The organism is Pseudomonas sp. FG36, from assembly GCF_057809275.1.
Genome location: NZ_JBMDJQ010000036.1, coordinates 19,125 through 44,875 on the forward strand (window position 1 = coordinate 19,125; position 25,751 = coordinate 44,875).

At 63.3% G+C, this 25,751-nt stretch carries 23 protein-coding genes and 1 tRNA gene; 4 read left to right on the top strand and 20 right to left on the bottom strand.

Annotation, left to right across the window (positions count from 1 at the left end):
- Positions 1 to 11: 11 nt before the first annotated feature.
- The gene (locus ACODS9_RS22095; protein ID WP_023632678.1) at positions 12 to 824 is read right to left on the bottom strand and encodes a helix-turn-helix domain-containing protein; all 813 of its coding nucleotides are present in this window, start codon (positions 822 to 824) and stop codon (positions 12 to 14) included.
- A 181-nt stretch (positions 825 to 1,005) separates the two neighbouring features.
- On the opposite strand from ACODS9_RS22095, the gene ACODS9_RS22100 reads away from it, so the two are divergent.
- Both ACODS9_RS22100 and ACODS9_RS22105 read left to right on the top strand, forming a co-directional pair.
- Positions 1,006 to 2,448, top strand: a complete 1,443-nt coding sequence (locus ACODS9_RS22100) for an alanine/glycine:cation symporter family protein (protein WP_023632679.1) — start codon at positions 1,006 to 1,008, stop codon at positions 2,446 to 2,448.
- Between the two features lie 75 nt (positions 2,449 to 2,523).
- Positions 2,524 to 3,513, top strand: a complete 990-nt coding sequence (locus ACODS9_RS22105) for an asparaginase (RefSeq protein WP_367857268.1) — start codon at positions 2,524 to 2,526, stop codon at positions 3,511 to 3,513.
- A 95-nt stretch (positions 3,514 to 3,608) separates the two neighbouring features.
- Here the strand turns inward: ACODS9_RS22105 and ACODS9_RS22110 are convergent.
- The 7 genes from ACODS9_RS22110 to fdnG form a co-directional block, all read right to left on the bottom strand.
- Positions 3,609 to 3,704, bottom strand: a tRNA-Sec gene (locus ACODS9_RS22110).
- A 6-nt stretch (positions 3,705 to 3,710) separates the two neighbouring features.
- Positions 3,711 to 5,633, bottom strand: coding sequence for a selenocysteine-specific translation elongation factor (selB, locus tag ACODS9_RS22115; protein WP_489094751.1), 1,923 nt, complete (start codon positions 5,631 to 5,633; stop codon positions 3,711 to 3,713).
- Entirely contained in the window at positions 5,630 to 7,057 is a 1,428-nt protein-coding gene (gene selA, locus ACODS9_RS22120) for an L-seryl-tRNA(Sec) selenium transferase (protein ID WP_046857334.1), read from the bottom strand. Before selA ends, selB begins: the two co-directional genes overlap by 4 nt.
- A 153-nt stretch (positions 7,058 to 7,210) precedes the next feature.
- Positions 7,211 to 8,137, bottom strand: a complete 927-nt coding sequence (gene fdhE / locus ACODS9_RS22125) for a formate dehydrogenase accessory protein FdhE (protein WP_489094752.1) — start codon at positions 8,135 to 8,137, stop codon at positions 7,211 to 7,213.
- Positions 8,138 to 8,141: 4 nt separating this feature from the next.
- On the bottom strand, positions 8,142 to 8,792 hold the full coding sequence (locus ACODS9_RS22130; RefSeq protein WP_046857336.1) for a formate dehydrogenase subunit gamma: 651 nt from the start codon (positions 8,790 to 8,792) through the stop codon (positions 8,142 to 8,144).
- On the bottom strand, positions 8,789 to 9,739 hold the full coding sequence (gene fdxH / locus ACODS9_RS22135; RefSeq protein ID WP_038707246.1) for a formate dehydrogenase subunit beta: 951 nt from the start codon (positions 9,737 to 9,739) through the stop codon (positions 8,789 to 8,791). Before fdxH ends, ACODS9_RS22130 begins: the two co-directional genes overlap by 4 nt.
- Positions 9,739 to 12,807, bottom strand: a complete 3,069-nt coding sequence (gene fdnG / locus ACODS9_RS22140; RefSeq protein ID WP_489094753.1) for a formate dehydrogenase-N subunit alpha — start codon at positions 12,805 to 12,807, stop codon at positions 9,739 to 9,741. The genes fdxH and fdnG overlap by 1 nt, the downstream gene beginning before the upstream one ends.
- A 235-nt stretch (positions 12,808 to 13,042) precedes the next feature.
- Here fdnG and ACODS9_RS22145 point away from each other — a divergent pair, with 235 nt between their 5' ends.
- Positions 13,043 to 13,537, top strand: coding sequence for a GlcG/HbpS family heme-binding protein (locus ACODS9_RS22145; protein ID WP_489094754.1), 495 nt, complete (start codon positions 13,043 to 13,045; stop codon positions 13,535 to 13,537).
- 88 nt (positions 13,538 to 13,625) lie between these two features.
- Here ACODS9_RS22145 and ACODS9_RS22150 read toward each other — a convergent pair whose 3' ends face one another.
- Together ACODS9_RS22150 and ACODS9_RS22155 are read right to left on the bottom strand one after the other, a co-directional pair.
- A complete protein-coding gene (locus tag ACODS9_RS22150; RefSeq protein WP_023629920.1) occupies positions 13,626 to 14,174 on the bottom strand; it encodes a single-stranded DNA-binding protein in 549 nt (182 codons plus the stop codon).
- Positions 14,175 to 14,183: 9 nt separating this feature from the next.
- Positions 14,184 to 15,578 carry an MFS transporter gene (locus ACODS9_RS22155; protein WP_046857339.1) on the bottom strand — a complete coding sequence of 465 codons (1,395 nt, stop codon included), beginning with the start codon at positions 15,576 to 15,578 and terminating at the stop codon, positions 14,184 to 14,186.
- Between the two features lie 129 nt (positions 15,579 to 15,707).
- Between ACODS9_RS22155 and uvrA the strand changes: the two genes are divergently transcribed.
- On the top strand, positions 15,708 to 18,542 hold the full coding sequence (gene uvrA / locus ACODS9_RS22160) for an excinuclease ABC subunit UvrA (RefSeq protein ID WP_046857340.1): 2,835 nt from the start codon (positions 15,708 to 15,710) through the stop codon (positions 18,540 to 18,542).
- 72 nt (positions 18,543 to 18,614) lie between these two features.
- Here uvrA and bfr read toward each other — a convergent pair whose 3' ends face one another.
- The 10 genes from bfr to rplO all read right to left on the bottom strand — a co-directional run bounded on the left by bfr (position 18,615) and on the right by rplO (position 25,751).
- Positions 18,615 to 19,079: a bacterioferritin gene (gene bfr, locus ACODS9_RS22165; protein ID WP_016715322.1), complete on the bottom strand. Its 465-nt coding sequence runs from the start codon at positions 19,077 to 19,079 to the stop codon at positions 18,615 to 18,617.
- Positions 19,080 to 19,242: 163 nt separating this feature from the next.
- On the bottom strand, positions 19,243 to 20,682 hold the full coding sequence (locus tag ACODS9_RS22170) for a catalase (RefSeq protein ID WP_401109628.1): 1,440 nt from the start codon (positions 20,680 to 20,682) through the stop codon (positions 19,243 to 19,245).
- A 170-nt stretch (positions 20,683 to 20,852) separates the two neighbouring features.
- The gene (rplQ, locus tag ACODS9_RS22175; RefSeq protein ID WP_003255451.1) at positions 20,853 to 21,239 is read right to left on the bottom strand and encodes a 50S ribosomal protein L17; all 387 of its coding nucleotides are present in this window, start codon (positions 21,237 to 21,239) and stop codon (positions 20,853 to 20,855) included.
- Positions 21,240 to 21,281: 42 nt separating this feature from the next.
- Complete coding sequence (locus tag ACODS9_RS22180; RefSeq protein WP_003255452.1) at positions 21,282 to 22,283, bottom strand: DNA-directed RNA polymerase subunit alpha; 1,002 nt, start codon at positions 22,281 to 22,283, stop codon at positions 21,282 to 21,284.
- 22 nt (positions 22,284 to 22,305) lie between these two features.
- Positions 22,306 to 22,926 carry a 30S ribosomal protein S4 gene (gene rpsD / locus ACODS9_RS22185; protein WP_027917844.1) on the bottom strand — a complete coding sequence of 207 codons (621 nt, stop codon included), beginning with the start codon at positions 22,924 to 22,926 and terminating at the stop codon, positions 22,306 to 22,308.
- A gap of 15 nt (positions 22,927 to 22,941) precedes the next feature.
- Entirely contained in the window at positions 22,942 to 23,331 is a 390-nt protein-coding gene (gene rpsK / locus ACODS9_RS22190; RefSeq protein ID WP_012270237.1) for a 30S ribosomal protein S11, read from the bottom strand.
- A gap of 18 nt (positions 23,332 to 23,349) precedes the next feature.
- Positions 23,350 to 23,706 carry a 30S ribosomal protein S13 gene (gene rpsM, locus ACODS9_RS22195; protein ID WP_003255457.1) on the bottom strand — a complete coding sequence of 119 codons (357 nt, stop codon included), beginning with the start codon at positions 23,704 to 23,706 and terminating at the stop codon, positions 23,350 to 23,352.
- 131 nt (positions 23,707 to 23,837) lie between these two features.
- Positions 23,838 to 23,954 (bottom strand): 50S ribosomal protein L36, encoded by a 117-nt coding sequence (gene rpmJ, locus ACODS9_RS22200; protein ID WP_011531897.1) that lies wholly within the window; start codon positions 23,952 to 23,954, stop codon positions 23,838 to 23,840.
- Between the two features lie 30 nt (positions 23,955 to 23,984).
- Positions 23,985 to 25,316 carry a preprotein translocase subunit SecY gene (gene secY, locus ACODS9_RS22205; protein ID WP_003257108.1) on the bottom strand — a complete coding sequence of 444 codons (1,332 nt, stop codon included), beginning with the start codon at positions 25,314 to 25,316 and terminating at the stop codon, positions 23,985 to 23,987.
- Positions 25,317 to 25,751: a 50S ribosomal protein L15 gene (rplO, locus tag ACODS9_RS22210; RefSeq protein WP_011531896.1), complete on the bottom strand. Its 435-nt coding sequence runs from the start codon at positions 25,749 to 25,751 to the stop codon at positions 25,317 to 25,319.

A 25,751-nucleotide genomic window follows, 5' to 3' on the forward strand; every position in this document is an offset into this window, starting at 1 on the left:
TCAACGTTGATTCACTCGATCTCGAACAACCCGTTGCTGATCATCCCCGCACTGAGGCGGTCGCGGATATCGTCGTCGATGCGCGGATCGTCCGGGCGGTAAAGCTTGATCTGGCGGAAGGCGTTGATGCGGTTGATCTCCTCGCCGAGGTATTCCCACACCACGCGGGTGCAGGCCGGGTTGCGCCGGTCACCGCTGGAAACCCCGGTCTTGAGGCCGTTCAGGCGGCTGATCCGGCTCTTGAAGCTGGGGATGAGCACGGTCTGACTCATCTCGTTGAGGGTCAGCGACTCGTAGTCGATCAGGAACATCCGGTCCTGCAGCTGGAACGCCGCGCCCAGATAGCGGCAGCGCACCTCGGCATGCCGGTCGAGGCCGCTGCTGCGCTCCTGGCGTTCCTGGCGCTCGAACAGGAAACTGCCGCGCTCCTCCCACAGGTGCACCAGCGACACCAGGATCGAACCGGGCACCGACATGCAGTTGGAGTATTCGAAGTAGTAGCCGCAATAGCGCGAGAGGTTGCCGGCTTCTTTATGCAGTGGCTTGAACAGCTCGCTGATGGGGTCGTCCTGGGGGCCAACAGGCTGCTGCTGGTTGCGTGCGCCGATCAGGCGGGCGAACTGCTCGGGCGGCAGGCCCAGCTCGTAGTCCTCCACACCGAAGAAGTCGCCAATGCGCTTGAGGTTGTAGGCCGTCGGGCGGCTCTGGCCGCTCAGATACTTGTTGAACTGCGCCCGGTTGATCGACAGCTGCCGGCAAACCTCGGAGATAGAGCGGTAATGGCTGCAGGCCAATTTGAGGTTGATAGCGAAATGATCGCCCATGATACGCGGGTCCAGGTGATGCGAGTGACGCCATTCTAGCATCAACTCGCACCAAAATGGAGCAACCCGCGAAATTGTAACCATAGTTGTCATAGCCAACCATGCGCCCCCAATGAATAGCGGTGCGCCTGCCGTCCGCTGGTCTTTCCATGCGAAGAATAAGAATCGAGGTCATTTTCCAATGCTCGAAGCACTCAACGATTTCCTTTCGGGGAAACTCCTCATCGTGCTGATCGTCGGACTCGGCGGTTACTTCACCATCCGCTCGCGGTTCGTCCAGTTCCGTCACTTCGGCCACATGTTCGGCGTCTTCAAGGAATCCCTTCGCGGCCAGGCAGGCCAACTGAGCTCGTTCCAGGCCCTGATGCTGAGCCTCGCCGGCCGCGTCGGCGCCGGTAACATCGCCGGTGTCGGTATCGCCGTGACCCTCGGCGGCCCAGGCGCCGTGTTCTGGATGTGGGTCACCGCACTGGTGGGCATGTCCAGCAGCTTCTTCGAATGCACCCTGGCCCAGGTCTACAAGCGCGCCGACGGCGACGGCCTGTACCGCGGCGGCCCGGCGTACTACATCCAGCACGGCCTGAAGCTGAAAAGCATGGCCATCGTGTTCTCGATCCTGCTGCTGGTCACCTACGGCTTCGCCTTCATCGGTCTGCAGTCGTACACCGTGACCCACTCGCTGCAGAACGCCTTCGCCTTCGATCCCAAGCAAACCGGCATCGTCCTCGCCGTGCTGCTGGCCATCACCTTCATCGGCGGCATCAAGCGCATCGCCGCCGTGTCCGACCTGCTGGTACCGGTCAAGACCCTGGCCTACATCGGCGTGACCCTGTACGTGATCGGCACCCAGATCGAACACGTGCCAGCCATGCTGGAAACTATCTTCAAGAGCGCCTTCGGCCTCGACCCGGCGTTCGGCGGCCTGCTCGGCAGCGCCATCGTCATGGGCGTGAAGCGTGGCGTGTTCGCCAACGAAGCGGGCCTGGGCAGCGCGCCGAACGTGGCCGCCGTGGCCGCCGTGAAGCACCCGGGCGCCCAGGGCGTGGTCCAGGCCTTCAGCGTGTTCCTCGACACCTTCGTGATCTGCACCTGCACCGCGCTGCTGATCCTGCTGTCGGGCTTCTACACCCCAGGCTTCGAAGGTGACGGCATCGTCCTGACCCAGAACTCGCTGGCCGCCGTGGTTGGTGACTGGGGCCGCATCTTCGTCAGCGTCGCGCTGTCGCTGTTCGTCTTCACCTGCATCCTCTACAACTACTACCTGGGCGAGAACAGCCTGCAGTTCCTCAGCCGCAACCGTGCCGTGCTGATGACCTTCCGTGGCCTGGTGCTGGCGCTGGTAGTGTGGGGTTCGACCCAGGACCTGTCGACCGTGTTCGCCTTCGCCGACATCACCATGACCTGCCTGGCCTTCGTCAACCTGATCGCCCTGGCCATGCTGTTCAAGGTCGGCCTGCGCGTGATGCGCGACTACGACGCACAACGCAAGGCGGGGATCAAGCAGCCGGTGTTCGACTCCAGCAAGTTCGCCGACCTGGACCTGGACCGCGCCGCCTGGCCGGCCAACCCGCAGGCTGAAACAGCCGCTGACAAAGCCGCCGCCCCGGCGCCAGCGCAGCACTGACACCCTGCCCTGCCACAGCCGCCCCACTCGGGGCGGCTGTCTCTTTCCTTCGCTACATCGCTACGGAATACTCCCATGCGTGCAGTCAAGAATCTCCTCGTCCTCTACACCGGCGGCACCATCGGCATGCTGCAGACCGCCGAAGGCCTCGCGCCGGCCGGTGGCTTCGAAGCGCGCATGCGCGAACACTTTGCCGCCTGCGGCGATGCGCCCAAGGTGCAATGGGCGCTGCGTGAACTGAATCCGCTGATCGACAGCGCCAACATGCAACAGGCCAACTGGCTGGCGATGCGCGATGCCATCGTCGAGGCGGTCGAACGCGACGGGCATGACGGCGTGCTGGTGCTGCATGGCACCGACACCCTGGCGTACAGCGCCGCTGCCCTGTCGTTCCTGCTGCTGGGCCTGCCGGTGCCGGTGCTGCTTACCGGCTCGATGCTGCCGGCCGGCGCGCCGGACAGCGATGCCTGGGCCAACCTGGTCGGCGCGCTCAATCTGTTCGAAAACGGCCTGGAAGATGGCGTGCAGCTGTATTTCCATGGCCAGTTGCTGCACGGCTGCCGCGCCTCGAAACTGCGCAGTGAGGCGTTCGACGCCTTCACCGTGCTGCCGCGCCATCGTGATGGCGAGCGTGCCCCGGAACTGCCGACCCGCCTGGACTACCGCCAGCCACGCCAGCCGGTCAAGCTTGCGGTCATGCCGGTGTTCCCGGGCCTTGCGGCCGAACACCTGCGCGGCCTGTTCGACAGCGGCATCCAGGGCCTGGTGCTGGAGTGCTACGGCAGCGGCACCGGCCCGTCGGATGATCAGGCGCTGCTCGACGCGCTGCACGACGCCCGCCAGGGCGGCGTGATGATCGTTGCCATCAGCCAGTGCCCGGAAGGCTCGGTGGTATTCGACACCTACGCCGCCGGCAGCCGCCTGCGCGACACCGGGCTGGTCAGTGGCGGCGGCATGACCCGCGAGGCGGCGCTGGGCAAGCTGTTCGCGTTGCTGGGCTCGGGGCTGGATGTACAGGCGGCGGAGCACTGGTTCGCGCTGGACCTGTGCGGCGAGCGCGCCTGACTCGCAGATCTTCCGTTCGCCATCGCGGGGCAAGCCCGCTCCCACAAATCCATGGGAGCGGGCTTGCCCCGCGATCGTTTCAGCATCTGGAAAAGTGGCGGAAGGCAGCGGGAGTCGAACCTGCCCGGGAACGGCTGCCGTCCCCAACCGGGTTTGAAGCCCGGCCGCGCCACCGGGCGCGATTGCCTTCCTTGAAATCAGGGCCCGTGTTGCGGCTGGGCCAGGGCGCTGTCAGCACGAACCTGCCGCAGGTCACCGACCCGTCGGGTCAGGCCGATGCGGTCGAAGTACTCGAGGATCTGCACACTGCGCTTGCGACCGATGGCCAAACCATCGCGAAACGCCGCGACCTGCACTATCGGCGATGTCGCAGCCTGGCGCAACAACAGCTCTGCCATGCGCCTGAGCGTCGTCTCCGGGTAGAACAGGTCACGCACCACCTGATGCACAACGCCCAATCGGGCCAGCTTGCGCAACAACAGCCGGACATCAGCCTCTTCGCAGCCCTCCTCGCTGGCCAGGGTCCGTACCCAGGGCGGGTCGAACTCACCTGCCAGCAGGCGCGGCAGCAGACGCTCCCACAACGCATTGTCCGCGGCGCTCAACTGGACCCGGTGGTCCGGCAGGTGCAGCCATGGGCCGCTGCTGCTGATCTCGCCTGCGCCCAGCAACTCATCCAGCAAGCTGACAAACGCGGGGCGCTCCAATGGCAAGGCGCTAAAGCGGCGCAAGCGGTCCCGGTCCGGGCCAAGCTGGTCGGGCTCCTGCTCATGGAACTGCGCCAGACGCTCCAGCACCTGTCGCTTGAGCGCCTGCCACTGTAAGCGATCGAACAACAGCTGACCTTGACGGGTGGCAATCACCAGCACCGAATCCGGCAACTGCCAGGTCTCGCGCAGGCGGTTGAACTGGCGCTCCAGACGCCGGGGCTCGAGACCGCCGGGGGCCGCCTCGAGCAGGGCCGACAGCGCTTGCTCGAGATTGTCGGCTTCGCGCAGCACCTGCAACTGACGCAAACGCGCCTCGCTGCGCCGTTGCCGGCTCGGGGCGAACGGGTCGAGCACACGCCCACCACCCAGCGTGCGCTGGGCGCGTTGGTCACGCAGTACCAGGCGATCCCCGTGCACCGCCTGCAGCGGGGCATTGAGCAGCAACTGGGCGAACATGCGCTGGCCGGCGGCGAGCCGCTCACCCTCGAGCAAGGCAACCCGGGCGGTGACATCCTGGGTGCCCAGGTGCACGTGCACTGCGCTGAAATGCTCGAAGGCGCGGGTTTCGCCCGGCAGCAGGGTGAAGTCGATATCGACCCGCACGCTGGGCGCATGCAGCCACTGCGGCACAAGCCAGTCGCCACGATGCACCTGCTCGGCCGAAAGTTTTTCCGCGCTGATGTTCAAGGCCACCCGCTGCCCGGCTGCGGCGACCAGGGCCGCCTGGTTCTGGGCATGCAGGCCACGCACCCGCACCACTTTGCCGGCCTTGCCCAGCAGCAAGGTATCACCGACGCTGACCTGCCCGGCCAGCGCCGTGCCGGTGACCACGACTCCCGCTCCGGAAACCGCGAAAGCTCGGTCTGCCGCCAGGCGGAAACCGCCACGCACGCTGCGCTGGCGAACATGCGCTTCAGCCGCCAGCAAAGCCTCGCGCAGGGCCTCGATCCCCTCGCCGGACAGGCTCGAAACCGCAAACTGCCTGGCCCCGGCGTAGGGGCCGGGCGCGAGCAGCTCAATGACCTGGGCCCGGACTTCGCTCAACCGCGACGGCTCGACCCGGTCGCACTTGCTGATCACCACCAACGCCTGGGGAATGCCCAGCAACTCGATGATCGAGAGGTGCTCACGGGTCTGCGGCATCACCCCATCGTCAGCGGCCACCACCAGCAGTACCAGGTCGATGCCATGGGCACCGGCCAGCATGTTGTGGATAAACCGCTCGTGGCCCGGCACATCGATGAAGCCTGTCAGCGGCGCCCCTTGCGCCAGCGCCGCGTAGCGATAACCGAGGTCGATGGTCATGCCCCGGTCGCGCTCCTCCCGGCGGGTGTCGCCGGCCTGGCCGGTCAGGGCCTGGAGCAGCGCGGTCTTGCCATGGTCGATGTGGCCGGCAGTCCCGACAATCACTGCACCGGCCCCAGTTGCAACGCCGGCAGTTGCGCCAGCCACTGGGCCTCGTCGTCCAGCTGGCGCAGGTCAAGCCACAGAGCATCGTCGTCGATACGCCCGAGCACCGGCACCGGCAGGTCGCGCAACGCGCGCTCCAGCACATGCAAGCTACGCCCGCGCAGTTTCTTCGACACCTGCGGGCGCAGGCACAGCGCCGCGCTGGGCAGCCGCGCCACCGGCTGGCTGCCGCTGCCGATCATGCCCAGGGCCGGCTCGACGCTCACCACCCATTGCGCGCCGAGACGAGCAGCCAACTCAGGCGCCAGACGCTCGGCCTGGGCGGCGATCTCGGCTTGCGCACGGGTCAGCAGGCGCAGGCTGGGCAGGCGCTCGGCCAGGCGATCGGGGTTGCGATAAAGCTGCAGCACCGCCTCCAGCGCGGCAAGGGTGATCTTGTCGACCCGCAGGGCACGCTTGAGCGGGTTCTTCTTGATCTTCGCGATCAATTCCTTGCGCCCGACGATGATCCCCGCCTGCGGGCCGCCCAGCAGCTTGTCGCCGCTGAAGGTGACGATGTCGGCGCCGTCGGCCAGCGCCTGGCGCACCGTCGGCTCGGCCGGCAGGCCCCAGCGGGTCAGGTCGAGCAGGCTGCCGCTGCCCAGGTCTTCGAGCAGCGGCAACTGATGGTCGTGGGCGATGCGCGCCAGCTCGGCGGTGGGTACCTGGGTGGTGAAGCCCTGGATGCTGTAGTTGCTGCAATGCACGCGCATCAGCAGGCCGGTACGCGGGTTGATCGCACCTTCGTAGTCGCGGGCGTGGGTGCGGTTGGTGGTGCCGATCTCGTGCAGCTTCACCCCGGCGCGGGCCATGATGTCGGGGATGCGGAACGCACCGCCGATCTCGATCAGCTCGCCGCGGGAGATGATGCCCTCCTTGCGTGCGCCCAGGCTGTTGAGCGCCAGCAGCACGGCGGCGGCATTGTTGTTGACCACGGTGACGGCTTCGGCGCCGGTCAGCTCGCGGATCAGGCCTTCGATCAGGTCGTCGCGGTCACCCCGCTTGCCGGTGGCCAGGTCGAACTCCAGGTTCAGCGGATAGCGGGCAGCGACCTGCATCGCCTCCACCGCCTCCTCCGGCAGCAAGGCGCGGCCGAGGTTGGTATGCAGCACCGTGCCGGTGAGGTTGAAGACCCGACGCACCTGGCTGCGTTGCTGGATGGCCAGGCGCTCGCCCGTGCGCCCGAGCAGGACGTCGGCGCTCAGTTCCACGGCGCCAAGCTGACCCAGACGAGCTGGTTCGCGCAAGTCGTCGAGGAGCTGGCGCAGGGTGGCCAGAGTAGCGTCGCGGCCATGACGGTCGAGCAGCGGCTGGCAGGCCGGATGGCGCAGCAGGGTGTCGATGGAGGGCAAGCGTGGGGTGTCGCTGGCGGGGCTTGGAGACATGCGGTACTACCTGTGACTGATCCGTTGTCTGTTCGGGCCCTATCGCTGGCAAGCCAGCTCCCACAGCTCCAGCGCCAGACTCGAGGCTTGCGCTGTACCTGTGGGAGCCGGCTTGCCGGAGATGGGGGCAACTCGATAGCGAAGTGTAGACACTCACCCACCACCCGGCGCCAACATAAGGTTCGGCGCCAGCCGATGGAAGCCCTCCTCGTCCAGCCGCATGTCCAGCGCCAGGCTCGCCAAGTCATCGGCCAACGGCTCGGCCGCCGCGTCGTTCTCCAGGTAGCTCTGCTTCAGGTAGCTCTGGCACCCTGGACAGCACTCGGCGCGCAGCGGTGCCTTGCCCGGCGCATGGCGGTCATCCTCGAGGCTGGTGTAGCGCAGGTCCTTGCTCGACTCGCAGTACACGCACTTGACCCGCACCACATGCCATTCGCAGGAACACAGCGAACAGGCCAGGTAGCGCAGGCCGTTGTGCTTGCCACGATTGCGCACCACACCGGCCATGGCCGGCGAGCCGCAGGCCGGGCACTGGGCCAGGCTGCCAGCGGGCTTGAGCTCAGGCTCTGGCAGCGCCAGCAACCAGCTCGACCAGGCGGCCTGCAACGCCGCGCCCAGGAAGGGCACCAAGGCCGCCGGTACGGCGTCGTACTGGCCACCGAGCAGCGCGACGGCCCAGCCCTTGCGCTGCTCGTCACCACTCTCGCGCAGGCTGCCCAGCGCCACTGCCAGTGGCCCTTCGGGCGCCGGTTCGAAGCGATCGAGCAGCGCTTGCAGCCACACCAGCCACTGCCCTTCGCGCACCAGGCCGTCCGCTGCCAGGGGTGGCAGGCCATGACTTATGCACAGGCGCTGACGCTCCTCGGCCACCGGCAAGCCACCGGGCGGGTTATCCACAAGCTGCTGCTGGATCCGGCACAGCCGCGCGACCAGATGCAGATACTCACCAAGGGCATTGCCCTCGGCCAGGTGCTCCAGGCGCGCGGCCCGCACCGCGAACAGGTTGGCGGGCGGCAGATGCAGGAACGGCGGCATTACCGCCGACGCTTCGATCTGCCCGGGTTCGAGAATCGTGCTCAAACGCTCATCCTTCTTTTCTACTGTGCGGCGTCTTATCGCCGGTGACTTCCCGGTACCACAGTTCATGGTGCTTGCGTGCCCAGGCGCGGCTGACCCAGCCATGCAGCATGGCGCCGATCGAGCCCTTGATCCAGATCCCGGCGTAGATGTGCACGATGATGCTGAGGATCAGCACGAACGCCGCCAGGGCATGCAGCAGCGCCGACAGGCGAATGACGTCGATGCCGAACCAATGGCTGAAATACGCGCGCCAGATCACCACGCCACTGACCAGCAGCACCAGCATGCACGCCAGCAGCGTCCAGAACAGCAGCTTCTGCCCGGCGTTGTACTTGCCGATCGGCGGCACGCCCTCTTCCTTGTTGAGCATCACCCGGTCGATGCGGCGCAGCCACAGGCGGTCGTTGGCGGTGATGAAGTTGGCGCGCCAGAAGCGCAGCACCAGGCCAAGGAAGAACACGAACATCGCCACACCGATGAACGGGTGGAGGATCCGCGTCCACGGCCCGCCGCCGAACAGGTGGCTGAGCCAGAACAGCGCCGGGTGGAACAGCGCCAGCCCCGACAGGCCGGCCAGCACGAACAGGATCGCGACGATCCAGTGGTTGCTCCGCTCGTTGGCGTTGTAGCGCAGGATAGGCTTGTTGTCGTTCATGGCCGCTGCTCCCCCTGCCCGCCCGGGCGGTTCGGATCATAGACATGCACCGCCGGGTCCACCTGGTGGACATCGTTATCCACAGGTGCCGGATGCTCGTCTTCCTCGACCCGCTGCGGGCCGACACGCACGTAGTGGAAGAACCCGGCCAGCACCGCCGCGCCCATGGCCAGCAGCGCCAGCGGCTTGCTGAAGCCCTTCCACAGCCCGACCAGCGGGCTGATCACCGGTTGGTCCGGCAGGCCGGCGTAGATCCGCGGCGTGTCGGCATGGTGCAGCACGTACATCACGTGGGTGCCGCCGACACCGTCCGGGTCGTACAACCCGGCGTTGTCGTAGCCCCGCGACTTCAGATCGACGATGCGCTCGTCGGCGTGCACCTTCATCTCCTCCTTGCTGCCGAAGACGATTGCCCCGGTCGGGCAGGTCTTCACGCAGGCCGGCTCCAGGCCCACGCTCACGCGGTCGGAACACAGGGTGCACTTGTACGCCTTGTGATCCTTCTGCGAAATGCGCGGGATGTTGAACGGGCAGCCGGTGATGCAGTAGCCGCAACCGATGCAGTGGTCCTGGTTGAAGTCGACGATACCGTTGGCATGCTTGATGATCGCCCCCGGGCTCGGGCACGCTTTCAGACATCCCGGATCGGCACAGTGCATGCAGCCGTCCTTGCGGATAAGCCACTCCAGGTTGCCGTCGTCGCGCTCGTGCTCGGTGAAGCGCATCAAGGTCCAGGTTTCGGCACTGAGGTCCTGAGGGTTGTCGTAGGTGCCATGGTTGTGGCCGACCTCGTCACGCAGTTCGTTCCACTCCGAGCACGCCACCTGGCAGGCCTTGCAGCCGATGCACTTGGTGGTGTCGATCAGCTTGGCGACTTCCTGCTGCTGGCGTACCGAAGGCGGCACGGTGGTGGTGGCCGAGCGGGCAATGATGTCTTGGCTGGCCATCAGAGTTTCTCCACTTTGACGAGGAACGACTTGGACTCCGGCGTCTGCGTATTGCCATCACCGAGGAACGGCACCAGGGTGTTGGTCAGGTAACCGTGCCGCGTGGCGCCGGTGAACCCCCAGTGCAACGGGATGCCGATCTGGTGCACGGTCTGGTTGTTGACCTGCAGCGGGCGGATCCGCTTGGTCACCACGGCCACCGCGTCGATATGCCCGCGCTTGCTCGACACCCGCACCCGGTCACCGGCCTTGATGCCCTTCTCGTTCGCCAGCACCTCGCCGATCTCGACGAACTGCTCGGGCTGGGCGATGGCGTTGAGCCGGCAATGCTTGCTCCAGAAGTGGAAGTGCTCGGTCAGCCGGTAGGTGGTCGCCGCATGGGGGAACTCGTCGTGGGTGCCCAAGGTGTCCCACACCGAATCGAAGATCCGCCCGGCCGGGTTGCTGGTGGCCTTCTTGTTCTGCGGGTGCAGCGGGTTGATGCCAATCGGCGTCTCGAATGGCTCGTAGTGCTCGGGGAACGGCCCCTCGGCCATCTTGTCGATGGCGAAGAAGCGCGCCACGCCCTCGGGGTTCATGATGAACGGGTTCATCCCCGCTTCCGGCGGCGAGTCGACCTTGAAGTCGGGCACGTCGGTGCCGGTCCAGGCCTTGCCGTTCCACCACACCAGCCGCTTCTTCTCCGGGTCCCACGGCTTGCCTTGCGGATCGCTGGAGGCGCGGTTGTAGAGGATGCGGCGGTTGGCCGGCCAGGCCCAGGCCCAGTTCTGCACCTGGTGCATGCCATAGGGGTCGCTATTGTCGCGACGGGCCATCTGGTTGCCCTGCTCGGTCCAGCTGCCGGCGAAGATCCAGCAGCCCGACGCGGTGCTACCGTCGTCCTTCATCTGGGCGAAGCCGGCGAGCTGTTGCCCGGCCTTGAGCGTGGCGCCGGTGGCGTCGGTGAGATCACTGACCGCCCAGCCGTTCATCTCCTTGGCCAGTTCTTCCGGCGAAGGCTCCTCAGGGACCTTGTACGGCCAGCTGATGTTGAGCAGCGGGTCCGGATAGGCGCCGCCCTCGGCCTGGTAGCGCTTGCGCAGGCGCAGGAACAGCTCGCTCATGATGTGCACGTCGGTACGGGTCTGGCCCGGCCCATCGGCGCCCTTCCAGTGCCACTGCAGCCAGCGGCTGCTGTTGACCAGCGAACCGTCCTCTTCGGCGAAGCAGGTGGTGGGCAGGCGGATCACCTCGGTCTGGATGTTGGCCGTGTCGACATCATTGAACGGGCCGGCGTTGCGCCAGAACTCGGAGGTTTCGGTGGCCAGCGGGTCCATGATCACCAGCCACTTGAGCTTGGCCAGCGCGGCGGTGACGCGGTTCTTGTCCGGCAACGCGGCGATCGGGTTGAAGCCCTGGCACATGTAGCCGTTGACCTTGCCCTGGCCCATCATCTCGAACATGCGCAGCACGTCGTAGGCCGGCACGTCGAGCTTGGGCAGCCAGTCATAGCCCCAGTTGTTCTCCGCCGTGGCGTTGGCGCCGTACCAGGCCTTCATCAGGCTGACATGGAACTTGCCGTAGTTCTGCCAGTACGACAGCTGCCCCGGACGCAACGGCTTGGAGGCGCGCTTGTCGATGTAGGTGGCGTAGTCCTGCTCGGCGTCGCCGGCCAGCGTGAGGTAACCCGGCAGCGAGTTCGACAGCAGGCCCAGGTCGGTCAGGCCCTGGATGTTGGAGTGCCCGCGCAGGGCGTTGACCCCGCCACCGGGCATGCCGACGTTGCCCAGCAGCAACTGCACCATCGCCGCGCTGCGGATGATCTGCGCACCGATCGAGTGCTGGGTCCAGCCCAGGGCATAGAGGATCGTCATGGTCTTGCCCGGCACCGAGCAGGTGGCGATCTCTTCCCAGACTTTCATCATCTGGTCCTGGGGCATGCCACAGGTCATGCTCGCCAGCTCTGGCGTGTAGCGGCTGTAGTGCTGCTTCATCAGCTGGTACACGCAACGCGGGTGCTGCAGGGTCGGGTCGACCTTGGCAAAACCGTCCTCGCCCAGCTCATAGCCCCAGCCAGACTTGTCGGCATACACGCGCTTGGCCGCGTCGTAGCCGCTGAACAGCCCGTCCTCGAAGCCATAGCTCTCTTTGACGATGAACGACACATCGGTGTAGTTGCGCACGTACTCGTGCTGGATCTTGTCGTTGCTCAGCAGGTAGTTGATCAGCCCGCCCATGAAGGCGATGTCGCTGCCGGTACGGATCGGCGCGTAGTAATCGGCCACCGAGGCGGTACGGGTGAACCGCGGGTCGACCACGATCAGCCGCGCCTTGTTGTGCGCCTTGGCTTCGGTCACCCACTTGAAGCCGCACGGGTGCGCTTCAGCGGCGTTGCCGCCCATCACCAGGATCAGGTTTGCGTTGGCGATATCAGACCAGTGATTGGTCATCGCGCCACGGCCATACGTCGGGGCAAGACTTGCCACCGTCGGGCCGTGTCAGACACGCGCCTGGTTATCGAACCCCAGCATGCCGGTTGCACGGATCACCTTGTGCGTCAGGTAGCCCGCTTCGCTGGAAGCGGCGGACGCAGCAAGGAACCCGGTGGTGAGCCAGCGGTTGACCGTCTGGCCCTGGGCATTCTTCTCGATGAAGTTGGCGTCACGGTCCTGTTTCATCAGGTCGGCGATGCGGTCGAGGGCTTCGTCCCACTCGATGCGGGTCCACTCGTTGCTGCCCGGCTTGCGCACCTCGGGGTACTGCAGGCGGCTCGGGCTGTGGATAAAGTCCAGCAGGCCCGCGCCTTTCGGGCATAGGGTGCCGCGGTTGACCGGATGGTCCGCGTCGCCCTCGATATGGATGATGTTCTGTTTGACGTTCTTGCCCGCGTCACCCTGGCTGTACATGATCAGGCCGCAGCCGACCGAGCAGTAGGGGCAGGTGTTACGGGTTTCCTTGGTGTGCGCCAGCTTGAAGTGGCGCACCTGCTCGGCGAACGCGGGGGTCGGGGCCATGCCCAACGCCGCGAGGCTCGAGCCTCCAAGGCCGACGGCGGCGACCTTGAAGAATTGCCGACGGTTGAGGTCCATCGTGCACTCCTGATCAGGTTCTCGGGCGCACGGGACTTGGCCGGCGCCTCAGGGACTTCACGGTGGCGGTGGACAGAGACCGCCAACTGTTAAGCCTAGTCAAGAATCTGGGAAGTGGGGTGATCTGGATCATGGAAAGGTAATGCAATCCCACATCGCGATCAGAAACGGACTACACCGCAAACCAGCTTTTGCTTGCTAGGTTGCTGAATCCACATGGACGAGGCACGTATGAATGAACACGAAACACTTCATGGTCGGGCTCTTGCTCGCCCTCCCGATGCACGTAACGCCCACACTGGCGACTCCAGCCAACCGGCCTGACGCCCCTGTCATTTCGCCCATCAGCGCCGAGAAAGCGCGAAGCATGGCCGCCGCCGCCGAGCGTGCCGCCCGTGCCCAGGGCTTCGCCATCGTCATCAGCATCGTCGACAACCACGGCAACCTGAAGCACTTCCACCGCATGGACGGCGCCAGCAGCGGCAGCATCCAGGTCGCGCAGCTCAAAGCCGCTACATCTGCACGCTTTCCACTTTCATCCCGCTCACTGGGTGAACGCAGCGCCGGGTTGCCAGCCAATCCCTACGCTTCGCTGCCCGGCTTCACTTTGCTGGAAGGCGGGTTGCCAATCATGGATGCGAACGGCAGGCATATCGGCGGTATAGGCATCAGCGGAGCAACACCAGAGCTAGATGCACAGTTTGCCCAGGCGGCGCTCGAAGAAAGCTGACAGGCAAAAAGAAACCCGCTTCATGCCTGAAGCGGGTTTCTTGTCTCAGCTCCGTTCACCTGTGGCACCTGGTGCCCACAGGCAAGGATCAGAACGGAATATCGTCGTCGAAGCTGTCGAAGTCAGCGGCAGGCTGTGGAGCCGGCTGTTGCGGCGCTGGGCGCTGCGGCGCTTGTTGCGGGCGCTGGGCCTGCTGGCGCGGAGCCTGATTGTACTGTTGCTGCTGACCGCCCTGGTTGTAGTTGTTGCCACCACCCTGGTTGTACTGGTCGCCACCGCCCTGCTGGCCCTGCGGACGACCGCCGAGCAGCTGCATGGTGCCGTTGATGTCGACGATGATCTCGGTGGTGTAGCGCTTGATGCCGTCCTTTTCCCACTCGCGGGTCTGCAGCTTGCCCTCGATGTAGCACTGCGAACCCTTGCGCAGGTATTCGCCGGCGATTTCGGCGACCTTGCCGAACAGCGAGACACGGTGCCACTCGGTGCGCTCGACCTTCTGGCCCGACTGCTTGTCGGTCCACTGCTCGCTAGTGGCCAGGCTCAGGTTGGTCACGGCGTTACCGTTGGGCAGGTAGCGGACTTCGGGATCCTGACCGCAGGTACCGACCAGAATGACTTTGTTAACCCCACGGGCCATAACGTTCTCCTAGGCTTCGCACGCCGCAGAGGCTGGGTTCACCAGACGCTCGAGGGTCGCACGGTCCAAAATTTTCGTATCCAGTTTGATATAGATGGCGGCTTCTTCTGCCACCACCACGGCGTCGGTCACACCCGGCACGGCCATCAGACGCTCGGTCAGCCCGGCTTCCCGGACCGCTTCCGGCGTCAGCGGCATGCGCAGGCTGGTCACGTACGGCGGCTCGTTCATGCGCAACGCCGTCAGCAGCCAGAAGGCGCACAAGCCAGCGCAGCCGAGGAACACCATGCTCAAGCCACCGTGCTGGAACAACCAGCCACCGAGGATGCCACCCAGTGCCGCGCCAAGGAACTGGCTGGTGGAGTACACCCCCATCGCCGTGCCCTTGCCGCCGGCAGGCGACACCTTGCTGACCAGCGAAGGCAAGGATGCCTCCAGCAGGTTGAATGCAGTAAAGAATACCACGGTGCCGATCACCAGTCCGCGCAAGTTGTCAGCCCACTGCCAGAAGAACACCTCCACCAGCAGCAGGACACTGACCGCGCCGAGCAACACGCGTTTCATCTTGCGCTTCTTTTCCCCGTAGATGATGAAGGGGATCATTGCAAAAAATGAAACCAGCAGCGCGGTCAGGTACACCCACCAGTGCTGCTCCTTGGGCAGCCCGCCTCGCTCGACGAAGGCCAGGGGCAGCGCCACGAAGCTGGCCATCAGGATCGCGTGCAGCACGAAAATACTGATGTCCAGGCGTAGAAGGTCCGGATTGCGCAGGGTCGGGCCGAGGGCCTGGCGGGCGACACCGGACTCGCGATGGCTCAGCACACTGTGCGAGCTGGGCACGACGAAGGCGATCAGCGCGATGCCGACCAAGGCAAGTCCTGCAGTGGCCAGGAACAATCCTGACAAACCAAAGGCGCGGGTCAACAGCGGGCCGACCACCATCGCCACGGCGAACGACAAGCCGATGCTCATGCCGATCATGGCCATGGCCTTGGTCCGGTGCTGTTCGCGGGTCAGGTCGGACAACAGCGCCATGACCGCCGCGGAAATTGCCCCCGCACCCTGCAGGATGCGTCCGGCGATAACCCCCCAGATCGAGTCGGCCTGGGCCGCCAGCACACTGCCCAGGGCGAAGATCACCAGCCCCACATAGATCACCGGCCGGCGACCGATGCGGTCGGAAATCACCCCGAACGGAATCTGCAGCACCGCTTGCGTCAGACCATAGGCGCCGATGGCCAGGCCGATCAGGGCCGGTGTGGCGCCGGCCAGGTCCATGCCGTAGGTGGCCAGCACCGGCAGCACCATGAACATGCCCAGCATACGAAAGGCAAAGACCAGGGCCAGGCCGCTCGCGGCGCGGGTTTCGCTGCCACTCATGCGCTCGTTGTGGGTGTCGTGCATGGATTAACCTCGTGTGAACCGGCGGCGATTCTATCAGTCCGACGCCTTGACGGCATATACGCGACGCTTTGCCGCGTACTGGCAGCGCGCCGTATACTGCTTTGTTTATGCCCGCCGAGCGAGGCCGTAGTGGACAAGATCCTGATCCGTGGGGCGCGTACCCACAACCTGAAGAACATCGACCTGACCCTGCCCCGGGACAAGCTGATCGTGATCACCGGCCTGTCCGGGTCCGGCAAGTCCTCGCTGGCGTTCGACACGCTGTACGCCGAAGGCCAGCGCCGCTATGTCGAGTCGCTGTCGGCCTATGCCCGGCAGTTCCTGTCGATGATGGAGAAACCCGACGTCGACACCATCGAAGGATTGTCGCCGGCCATCTCCATCGAGCAGAAGTCGACCTCGCACAACCCGCGCTCGACCGTCGGCACCATCACCGAGATCTACGACTACCTGCGCCTGCTCTATGCCCGCGTCGGCACCCCACGCTGCCCGGACCATGACATCCCGCTTGAGGCGCAAACGATCAGCCAGATGGTCGACCTGGTGCTGGAAAAGCCCGAAGGCAGCAAGCTGATGCTGTTGGCGCCGGTGATCCGCGAGCGCAAGGGTGAGCACCTGGCGGTGTTCGACGAGCTGCGCGCCCAGGGCTTCGTACGCGCCCGGGTCAACGGCAAGCTGTACGAACTCGACGAGTTGCCCAAGCTCGACAAACAGAAGAAACACAGCATTGATGTGGTGGTAGACCGCTTCAAGGTCCGCGCCGACCTGCAGCAGCGCCTGGCCGAGTCCTTCGAGACCGCGCTCAAGCTGGCCGACGGCATCGCCCTGGTGGCGCCGATGGACGACGAGGAAGGCGAAGAAGTGATCTTCTCGGCGCGCTTCGCCTGCCCGGTGTGCGGCCACGCGATCAGCGAGCTGGAGCCGAAGCTGTTTTCCTTCAACAATCCGGCTGGCGCCTGCCCGACCTGCGACGGCCTGGGGGTGAAGCAGTTCTTCGACACCAAGCGCCTGGTCAACGCCGAGCTGACCTTGGCCGAAGGCGCGATTCGCGGCTGGGACCGGCGCAACGTCTATTACTTCCAGATGCTCGGCTCGCTGGCCGCGCATTACGGCTTCAGCCTGGAGGAACCGTTCGGCGAGCTGTCCGCCGAGCACCAGAAGGTCATCCTGCAAGGCAGCGGAAAGCAGAGTGTCGACTTCAAGTACCTCAACGACCGTGGCGACATCGTCAAGCGCTCGCACCCGTTCGAAGGCATCGTGCCGAACCTTGAGCGTCGCTATCGCGAGACCGAGTCGGCCACCGTGCGTGAAGAGCTGGCCAAGTTCCTCGGCACCCAGCCCTGCCCTGATTGCCGCGGCACCCGCCTGCGCCGCGAAGCGCGCCATGTCTGGGTGGGCGAGAAGACCCTGCCGGCAGTGACCAACCTGCCGATCGGCGAAGCCAGCAATTACTTCGGCGCGCTGAGCCTCACCGGTCGGCGTGGCGAGATCGCGGCGAAGATCCTCAAGGAGATCTGCGAGCGCCTGCAGTTCCTGGTCAACGTAGGCCTCGACTACCTGACCCTCGACCGCAGCGCCGATACCCTGTCTGGCGGCGAGGCCCAGCGCATCCGCCTGGCCAGCCAGATCGGTGCAGGCCTGGTGGGCGTGATGTACATCCTCGACGAGCCCTCGATCGGCCTGCACCAGCGCGATAACGACCGCTTGCTGGCGACGCTCAACCACCTGCGCGACCTCGGCAACACGGTGATCGTGGTCGAGCACGACGAGGACGCCATTCGCCTGGCCGACTACGTGGTGGACATCGGCCCGGGCGCTGGCGTGCATGGCGGGCAGATCGTCGCCGAGGGCTCGCCCGAGGAGGTGATGGCGCATCCCGACTCGCTGACCGGCAAATACCTGTCCGGGCGCAAGAAGATCGTCGTGCCGGCCAAGCGCACCCCGCGCAACAAGAAGCTGTCGCTCAAGCTCAAGGGCGCGCGCGGCAACAACCTGCAGAACGTCGACCTGGAAGTGCCGATCGGCCTGCTGACCTGCGTGACCGGTGTGTCCGGCTCGGGCAAGTCGACGCTGATCAACAACACCCTGTTCCCCCTGGCCGCCACTGCGCTCAACGGGGCCAGCAGCCTGGAAGCGGCGCCGCACGCCAGCGTCGATGGCCTGCAGCACCTGGACAAGGTGGTCGATATCGACCAGAGCCCGATCGGCCGTACGCCACGGTCGAACCCGGCTACCTACACCGGCATCTTCACGCCGATCCGCGAGCTGTTCGCCGGCGTGCCGGAATCGCGCTCACGCGGATACGGCCCGGGGCGTTTCTCGTTCAACGTCAAGGGTGGGCGCTGCGAGGCCTGCCAGGGCGACGGCCTGATCAAGGTGGAGATGCACTTCCTGCCGGACATCTACGTGCCGTGCGACGTATGCAAGAGCAAGCGTTACAACCGCGAGACCCTGGAGATCAAGTACAAGGGCAAGAACATCCACGAGGTGCTGGAAATGACCATCGAGGATGCCCGCGAGTTCTTCGACGCAGTGCCTGCCCTGGCGCGCAAGCTGCAGACCCTGATGGATGTGGGCCTGTCGTACATCAAGCTGGGGCAATCGGCGACCACGCTGTCGGGCGGCGAAGCGCAGCGGGTCAAGCTGTCCCGCGAGCTGTCCAAGCGCGACACCGGCAAGACCCTGTACATCCTCGACGAGCCGACCACTGGCTTGCACTTCGCCGATATCCAGCAACTGCTGGATGTACTGCACCGCCTGCGTGACCACGGCAACACCGTGGTGGTGATCGAGCACAATCTGGATGTGATCAAGACCGCCGACTGGCTGGTGGACCTGGGGCCGGAAGGCGGGTCCAAGGGCGGCCAGATCATTGCCTGTGGCACCCCAGAGGAGCTCAGCAAGATGAAGCAGTCGTACACCGGCCACTACCTCAAGCCACTGCTGGAACGTGACCGGGCCTGAGTGGAGTCGCTGACATGAAAAAGCCCCTGGTACCGTCGGTGCCAGGGGCTTTTTCGTAGGGCTGTGGATAACTTACATCTGCGACTGCAGGTAGTTCTCCAGGCCGATGGCCTTGATCAGCCCCTGCTGCTTCTCCAGCCAGTAGGTGTGATCTTCTTCGGTGTCGGCCAGCTGCGCGCGCAGGATGTCACGGCTGATGTAGTCCTTGTGCAGTTCGCACAGCTCGATGCCCTTGCACAGCGCGCCACGTACCTTGTACTCGAGCTTGAGATCGGCCTCGATCATCTCCGGTACGGTGCTGCCCACTTCCAGGTCGTCGGCGCGCATGTCCGGCGTGCCTTCGAGCATGAGGATACGGCGCATCAGGGCATCGGCGTGCTGCGTCTCTTCTTCCATCTCATGGTTGATACGCTCGTAGAGCTTGGTCAGGCCCCAGTCTTCGTACATGCGCGAGTGGATGAAGTACTGATCGCGTGCTGCCAGTTCGCCCTTCAGCAACGTGACGAGATAGTTGATTACGTCCGGGTGACCTTGCATCGCCCTGCTTCTCCGTGTGAATACGTCAATAGAGCCTAGTGTGAACCAGGTTTTGCTCGCGGTCACTGAAAAACGCGCAATTAGAAGCAAAAAATCGGCTAAACAGTAGTGATATTCATTGAAAAACCGCCCAAATGAGGGCGGTTCTTCTTATCACTTCGACTTAGCCGAGATTCACACCCAATGCCTTGGCGATCCCTTCTCCATAGGCCGGATCAGCCTTGAAGAAGTACTGCAGCTGACGCTGAATGACATCGTCGCTGACACCGGCCATGGTCCCGGCGATATTGTTGATCAACAGCGCCTGCTGCTCATCGCTCATCAGGCGGAACAACGCCCCGGCATGGCTGTAGTAATCGTTGTCCTCACGGTGATCGTAACGATCCGCCGAGCCGTTCAGGGCCAGTGCGGGCTCGGCATGCCGCGGCGATTGCTTCGGCGCGCTTGCATGGCTGTTGGGCTCGTAGTTAGGAGCGCCGCCGTATGCGCCGACGGCCATGGAGCCGTCGCGCTGATAGCTGTTCACCGGGCTGCGCGGCGCATTGACCGGCAGTTGCTGGTGGTTGGTGCCTACGCGGTAGCGATGCGCATCGGCATAGGCGAACACACGGCCCTGCAGCATGCGATCTGGCGACAGGCCAACCCCGGGGACCATGTTGCTGGGCCCGAACGCCGCCTGCTCGACTTCGGCGAAGTAGTTGAGCGGGTTGCGGTTGAGCTCCAGCACACCGACTTCGATCAACGGGTAGTCCTTCTGCGACCAGGTCTTGGTCACATCGAACGGGTTTTCGTCGCGGCTGGCCGCCTCGGCCTCGCTCATCACCTGGATGCACACGGTCCAACGCGGGAAATCGCCGCGCTCGATTGCTTCGAACAGGTCACGCTGGGCGTAGTCCGGGTCGCTCCCGGCCAGGCGGGCGGCATCGGCCGGCGCCAGGTTCTTGATGCCTTGCTGGGTCTTGAAGTGCCATTTGACCCAGCTCCGCTCGCCCTGGGCGTTGATCAGGCTGTAGGTGTGGCTGCCGAAGCCGTGCATGTGGCGGTAGCCATCGGGAATGCCGCGATCGGAGAACAGGATGGTGACCTGGTGCAGTGCCTCGGGCGAATGCGACCAGAAGTCCCACATCATTTGCGCGTTCTTCAGGTTGGTCTGCGGGTGGCGCTTCTGGGTGTGGATGAAGTCGGGGAACTTCAGCGGATCACGAATGAAAAACACCGGGGTATTGTTGCCGACGATGTCCCAGTTACCTTCCTCGGTGTAGAACTTCACCGCGAAACCACGTGGGTCTCGCTCGGTGTCCGCGGAGCCGCGCTCACCACCCACGGTGGAGAATCGCAGGAACGTCTCGGTCTGCTTGCCGATAGCCTCGAACAGCCTGGCACTGGTGAGCTCGGTGATATCACGAGTGACGGTGAAGGTACCGTAGGCGCCGGAGCCCTTGGCGTGCACGCGACGCTCCGGGATGTTCTCGCGGTTGAAGTGGGCAAGCTTCTCGAGCAGGTGGAAGTCGTCGAGCAGCAGTGGGCCACGGGGGCCTGCGGAACGGGAGTTCTGGTTGTCGGCTACGGGTGCACCGCTGGCGGTAGTGAGAATCTTGCTCATGGGCTCTCCTGATCGGTCTTGAATTGCCGGCTAATCGGCTTGAGGAGAGTATTGTCGAGCGAAGTTACAAGAACAAATTCATTAGATGACTTACATCAATAGAAAATAACAATTCACCAGACAACAAAAAACCGGGCCTAGGCCCGGTTTCTTGTAGCAGACAGAACGTCTTACTCGGCAGCTTCTACAGCACCACCGACCGGACGATCAACCAGCTCGACGTACGCCATAGGCGCGTTGTCGCCAGCGCGGAAACCGCACTTCAGGATACGCAGGTAGCCGCCCTGACGGGTGGCGTAGCGCTTGCCCAGGTCGTTGAACAGTTTGCCAACGGCGGACTTCGAACGGGTACGGTCGAAGGCCAGACGACGGTTGGCAACGCTGTCTTCCTTGGCCAGGGTGATCAGCGGCTCGGCAACGCGGCGCAGTTCCTTGGCTTTCGGCAGGGTGGTTTTGATCAGCTCGTGCTCGATCAGCGACACAGCCATGTTCTGGAACATAGCTTTGCGGTGAGAGCTGGTACGGCTCAGGTGACGTCCACTTTTACGATGACGCATGATTCATTCCTTACCAAACACAACGTTCGGTGATTACGACGATCAGGCAGTCGCCTTGTCGTCTTTCTTAAGGCTTGCAGGCGGCCAGTTGTCGAGGCGCATGCCGAGAGACAGACCACGGGAGGCCAGGACGTCCTTGATTTCAGTCAGGGACTTCTTGCCCAGGTTAGGAGTCTTCAACAGCTCTACTTCGGTACGCTGAATCAGGTCGCCGATGTAGTAGATGTTCTCCGCCTTGAGGCAGTTGGCCGAACGTACGGTCAGTTCCAGGTCGTCAACCGGGCGCAGCAGGATCGGATCGATCTCGTCTTCCTGCTCGACCACAACCGGCTCGCTGTCACCTTTGAGGTCGACGAACGCGGCCAGCTGCTGTTGCAGGATGGTCGCGGCACGACGGATGGCCTCTTCAGGATCCAGGGTACCGTTGGTTTCCAGATCGATGACCAGCTTGTCCAGGTTGGTACGCTGCTCAACACGGGCGTTCTCGACCACGTAGGCGATACGACGCACCGGGCTGAACGAGGCGTCCAGCTGGAGACGGCCAATGCTGCGGCTTTCGTCTTCGTCGGTCTGACGGGAGTCGGCCGGCTCGTAACCGCGACCACGAGCTACGGTGAGCTTCATGTTCAGGGCGCCGTTGGACGCCAGGTTCGCGATTACGTGATCGGGGTTGACGATCTCGACATCGTGATCCAGCTGAATATCGGCAGCGGTAACCACCCCCGAACCCTTTTTCGACAAGGTCAGCGTAACTTCGTCACGACCGTGCAGTTTGATAGCCAGGCCTTTCAGGTTCAACAGGATTTCAATGACGTCTTCCTGTACACCTTCGATCGCGGAGTACTCGTGGAGTACGCCATCGATCTCGGCCTCGACTACTGCACAGCCAGGCATGGAGGACAACAGGATGCGGCGCAGCGCGTTGCCCAGGGTATGGCCGAAGCCACGCTCGAGAGGCTCGAGCGTGATCTTGGCGCGGGTTGGACTGACAACCTGCACATCAATGTGGCGGGGTGTCAGAAACTCATTTACCGAAATCTGCATGGATGCACCTATTTTCTAGCCCTTACTTGGAGTAGAGCTCGACAATCAGGTTTTCGTTGATGTCGGCAGACAGGTCGCCGCGAGCAGGAACGTTCTTGAAAACGCCCGACTTCTTAGCGGAATCTACGTCTACCCACTCAACGCGGCCACGCTGGGCGCACAGTTCAAGGGCTTGAACAATGCGCAGCTGGTTCAGCGATTTCTCGCGAACGGCGACCACGTCACCCGGACGAACTTGGTAGGATGGAATGTTTACGGTTTTACCGTTGACGCTGATCGCTTTGTGCGAAACCAGCTGACGGGACTCGGAACGAGTCGAGCCGAAGCCCATACGGTAAACGACGTTATCCAGACGGCACTCGAGCAGTTGCAGCAGGTTCTCACCGGTTGCGCCTTTTTTCGAGGCAGCAGCTTGGTAGTAACCGCGGAACTGACGCTCCAGAACACCGTAGATACGACGGACTTTTTGTTTCTCGCGCAGCTGGGTACCGTAGTCGGACTGACGGCCACGGCGCTGGCCGTGGATACCTGGGGCTGCTTCGATGTTGCACTTCGATTCCAGAGCGCGAACGCCGCTCTTCAGGAACAGGTCAGTGCCTTCACGGCGAGACAGTTTGCATTTTGGACCAATGTAACGTGCCATTTATCTGTCTCCTGATTACACGCGACGCTTCTTCGGCGGACGGCACCCGTTATGCGGGATTGGCGTCACGTCGGTGATGCTGGCGATCTTGTAGCCGCAGCTGTTCAGTGCACGAACGGCGGACTCACGACCTGGACCTGGACCCTTGACGTTCACGTCGAGGTTCTTCAGACCGTATTCCAGCGCAGCTTGACCAGCACGCTCAGCAGCGATCTGTGCTGCGAACGGGGTGGATTTGCGCGAACCACGGAAACCCGAACCACCGGAAGTAGCCCAGGACAGTGCGTTGCCCTGACGGTCGGTGATGGTCACGATGGTGTTGTTGAAAGACGCATGGATGTGGGCGATGCCATCAACCACTGTCTTTTTGATTTTTTTACGAGGACGAGCAGCAGGTTTTGCCATGTCTATATTCCTGGGCGATTACTTGCGGATCGGCTTACGCGGGCCCTTACGGGTGCGTGCGTTGGTCTTGGTGCGCTGACCGCGAACCGGCAGACCTTTACGATGACGCAGGCCGCGGTAGCAACCCAGGTCCATCAAGCGCTTGATCTTCATGTTGATGTCACGGCGCAGGTCACCTTCGGTGGTGAACTTCGCGACTTCGCCACGCAGGGTTTCGATTTGCTCGTCGCTCAGATCCTTGATCTTAGCGGCTGGGTTTACACCAGCATCCGCACAGATTTTCTGTGCAGTTGTGCGACCGACACCATAGATGTAGGTCAGCGAGATAACAGTATGCTTGTTATCTGGAATGTTGACGCCTGCAATACGGGCCATTCAGTGGGACTCCAATTGACAGCTACCTACGCCCCGGAAGCCAAGAAATAGGGCGCGAGATAATATCGCTGTAGAAACGAATAATCAACCCAGCAGCACACTAGCTGCTGGGTTTGAAGCGCGGATCACACTCAGCCTTGGCGCTGCTTGTGACGCGGTTCCGCGCTGCAGATCACGCGCACGATACCTTCGCGACGAATGATCTTGCAGTTGCGGCACAGCTTTTTCACCGATGCACGAACTTTCATTACCGACTCCTCGAACCTTAAGGGGCTAAATCAGCGCAGCAGACCGCTGCCGCCGTAGCCTTTCAGGTTGGCTTTCTTCATCAGGGATTCGTACTGGTGCGAAACGAGGTGCGATTGTACTTGGGACATGAAGTCCATCACAACCACTACCACAATCAGCAACGAGGTCCCGCCAAGGTAGAACGGCACGTTTGCTGCTACCACCAGGAACTGGGGCAGAAGGCACACGGCCATCATGTAAAGAGCACCGAACATGGTCAAACGGGTCAGAACGCCATCAATGTAGCGCGCCGACTGCTCACCAGGACGGATGCCCGGAATAAAGGCACCGGACTTCTTCAGGTTTTCCGCTACGTCTTTCGGGTTGAACATCAACGCTGTGTAGAAGAAGCAGAAGAAAATGATCCCTGCACTAAACAGCAGAATGTTCAACGGCTGACCAGGAGCGATCGACTGCGAGATGTCCTGCAGCCAGCCCATACCTTCAGACTGACCGAACCAGGCACCCAGCGAAGCCGGGAACAGCAAGATGCTGCTCGCGAAAATGGCCGGGATTACGCCCGCCATGTTCACTTTCAGCGGCAGGTGGCTGGTCTGCGCAGCGAAGACCTTGCGGCCCTGCTGACGCTTGGCGTAGTGAACGGCGATACGACGCTGACCACGCTCGATGAACACCACGAAGCCGATAATCGCTACTGCCAGCAAACCGATTGCGACCAGGGCGAAGATGTTGATATCGCCTGTGCGTGCAGACTCGAAAGACTGCCCGATTGCTCTCGGAAGACCGGCAACGATACCTGCGAAAATCAACATCGAGATACCGTTGCCCACACCGCGCTCGGTGATCTGCTCGCCCAGCCACATCATGAACATCGCGCCCGCCACGAAGGTGGAGACAGCGACGACATGGAAGCCGAGGCCAACAGAAAACGCCACGCCCTGGTTGGCCAGGCCAATGGACATGCCAATGGCTTGAACCAGCGCCAGGATAACGGTGCCGTAGCGGGTGTACTGGCTGATCTTGCGACGGCCAGCTTCACCTTCCTTCTTCAACTGCTCCAGCTGCGGGCTGACAGCGGTCATGAGCTGCATGATGATCGATGCCGAGATGTACGGCATGATCCCCAGTGCAAAGATGCTCATGCGCTCCAGCGCGCCGCCGGAAAACATGTTGAACAAGCTAAGAATGGTCCCCTCATTCTGCCGGAACAGATCCGCGAGACGGTCCGGGTTAATGCCTGGTACCGGGATGTGCGCGCCAATCCGATAGACGATGATCGCCATGAACAGAAAACGCAGACGAGCCCAGAGTTCCGACATCCCGCCCTTACCGAGCGAAGAGAGAGCACCTTGCTTAGCCATTTATTCCTCGAACTTGCCGCCAGCTGCTTCGATAGCCGCACGTGCACCTTTGGTGACGGCGATACCCTTGAGGGTGACTGCGCGAGTGACTTCGCCCGACAGCATGATTTTCACACGCTGTACGTGCTGGCCGATCACGTTGGCGTCCTTCAGGGACTGAACGGTGATCAGATCGCCTTCCACCTTGGCCAGCTCGGACAGACGCACTTCTGCGCGGTCCATGGCTTTCAGGGAAACGAAGCCGAACTTCGGCAGGCGACGGTGCAGCGGCTGTTGACCGCCTTCGAAGCCTGGAGCAATGGAGCCACCGGAACGGGAAGTCTGACCTTTGTGACCACGGCCACCAGTCTTGCCCAGACCGCTACCGATACCACGGCCCGGACGGTGCTTCTCGCGACGGGAACCCGGCGCTGGACTCAGATCATTGAGTTTCAT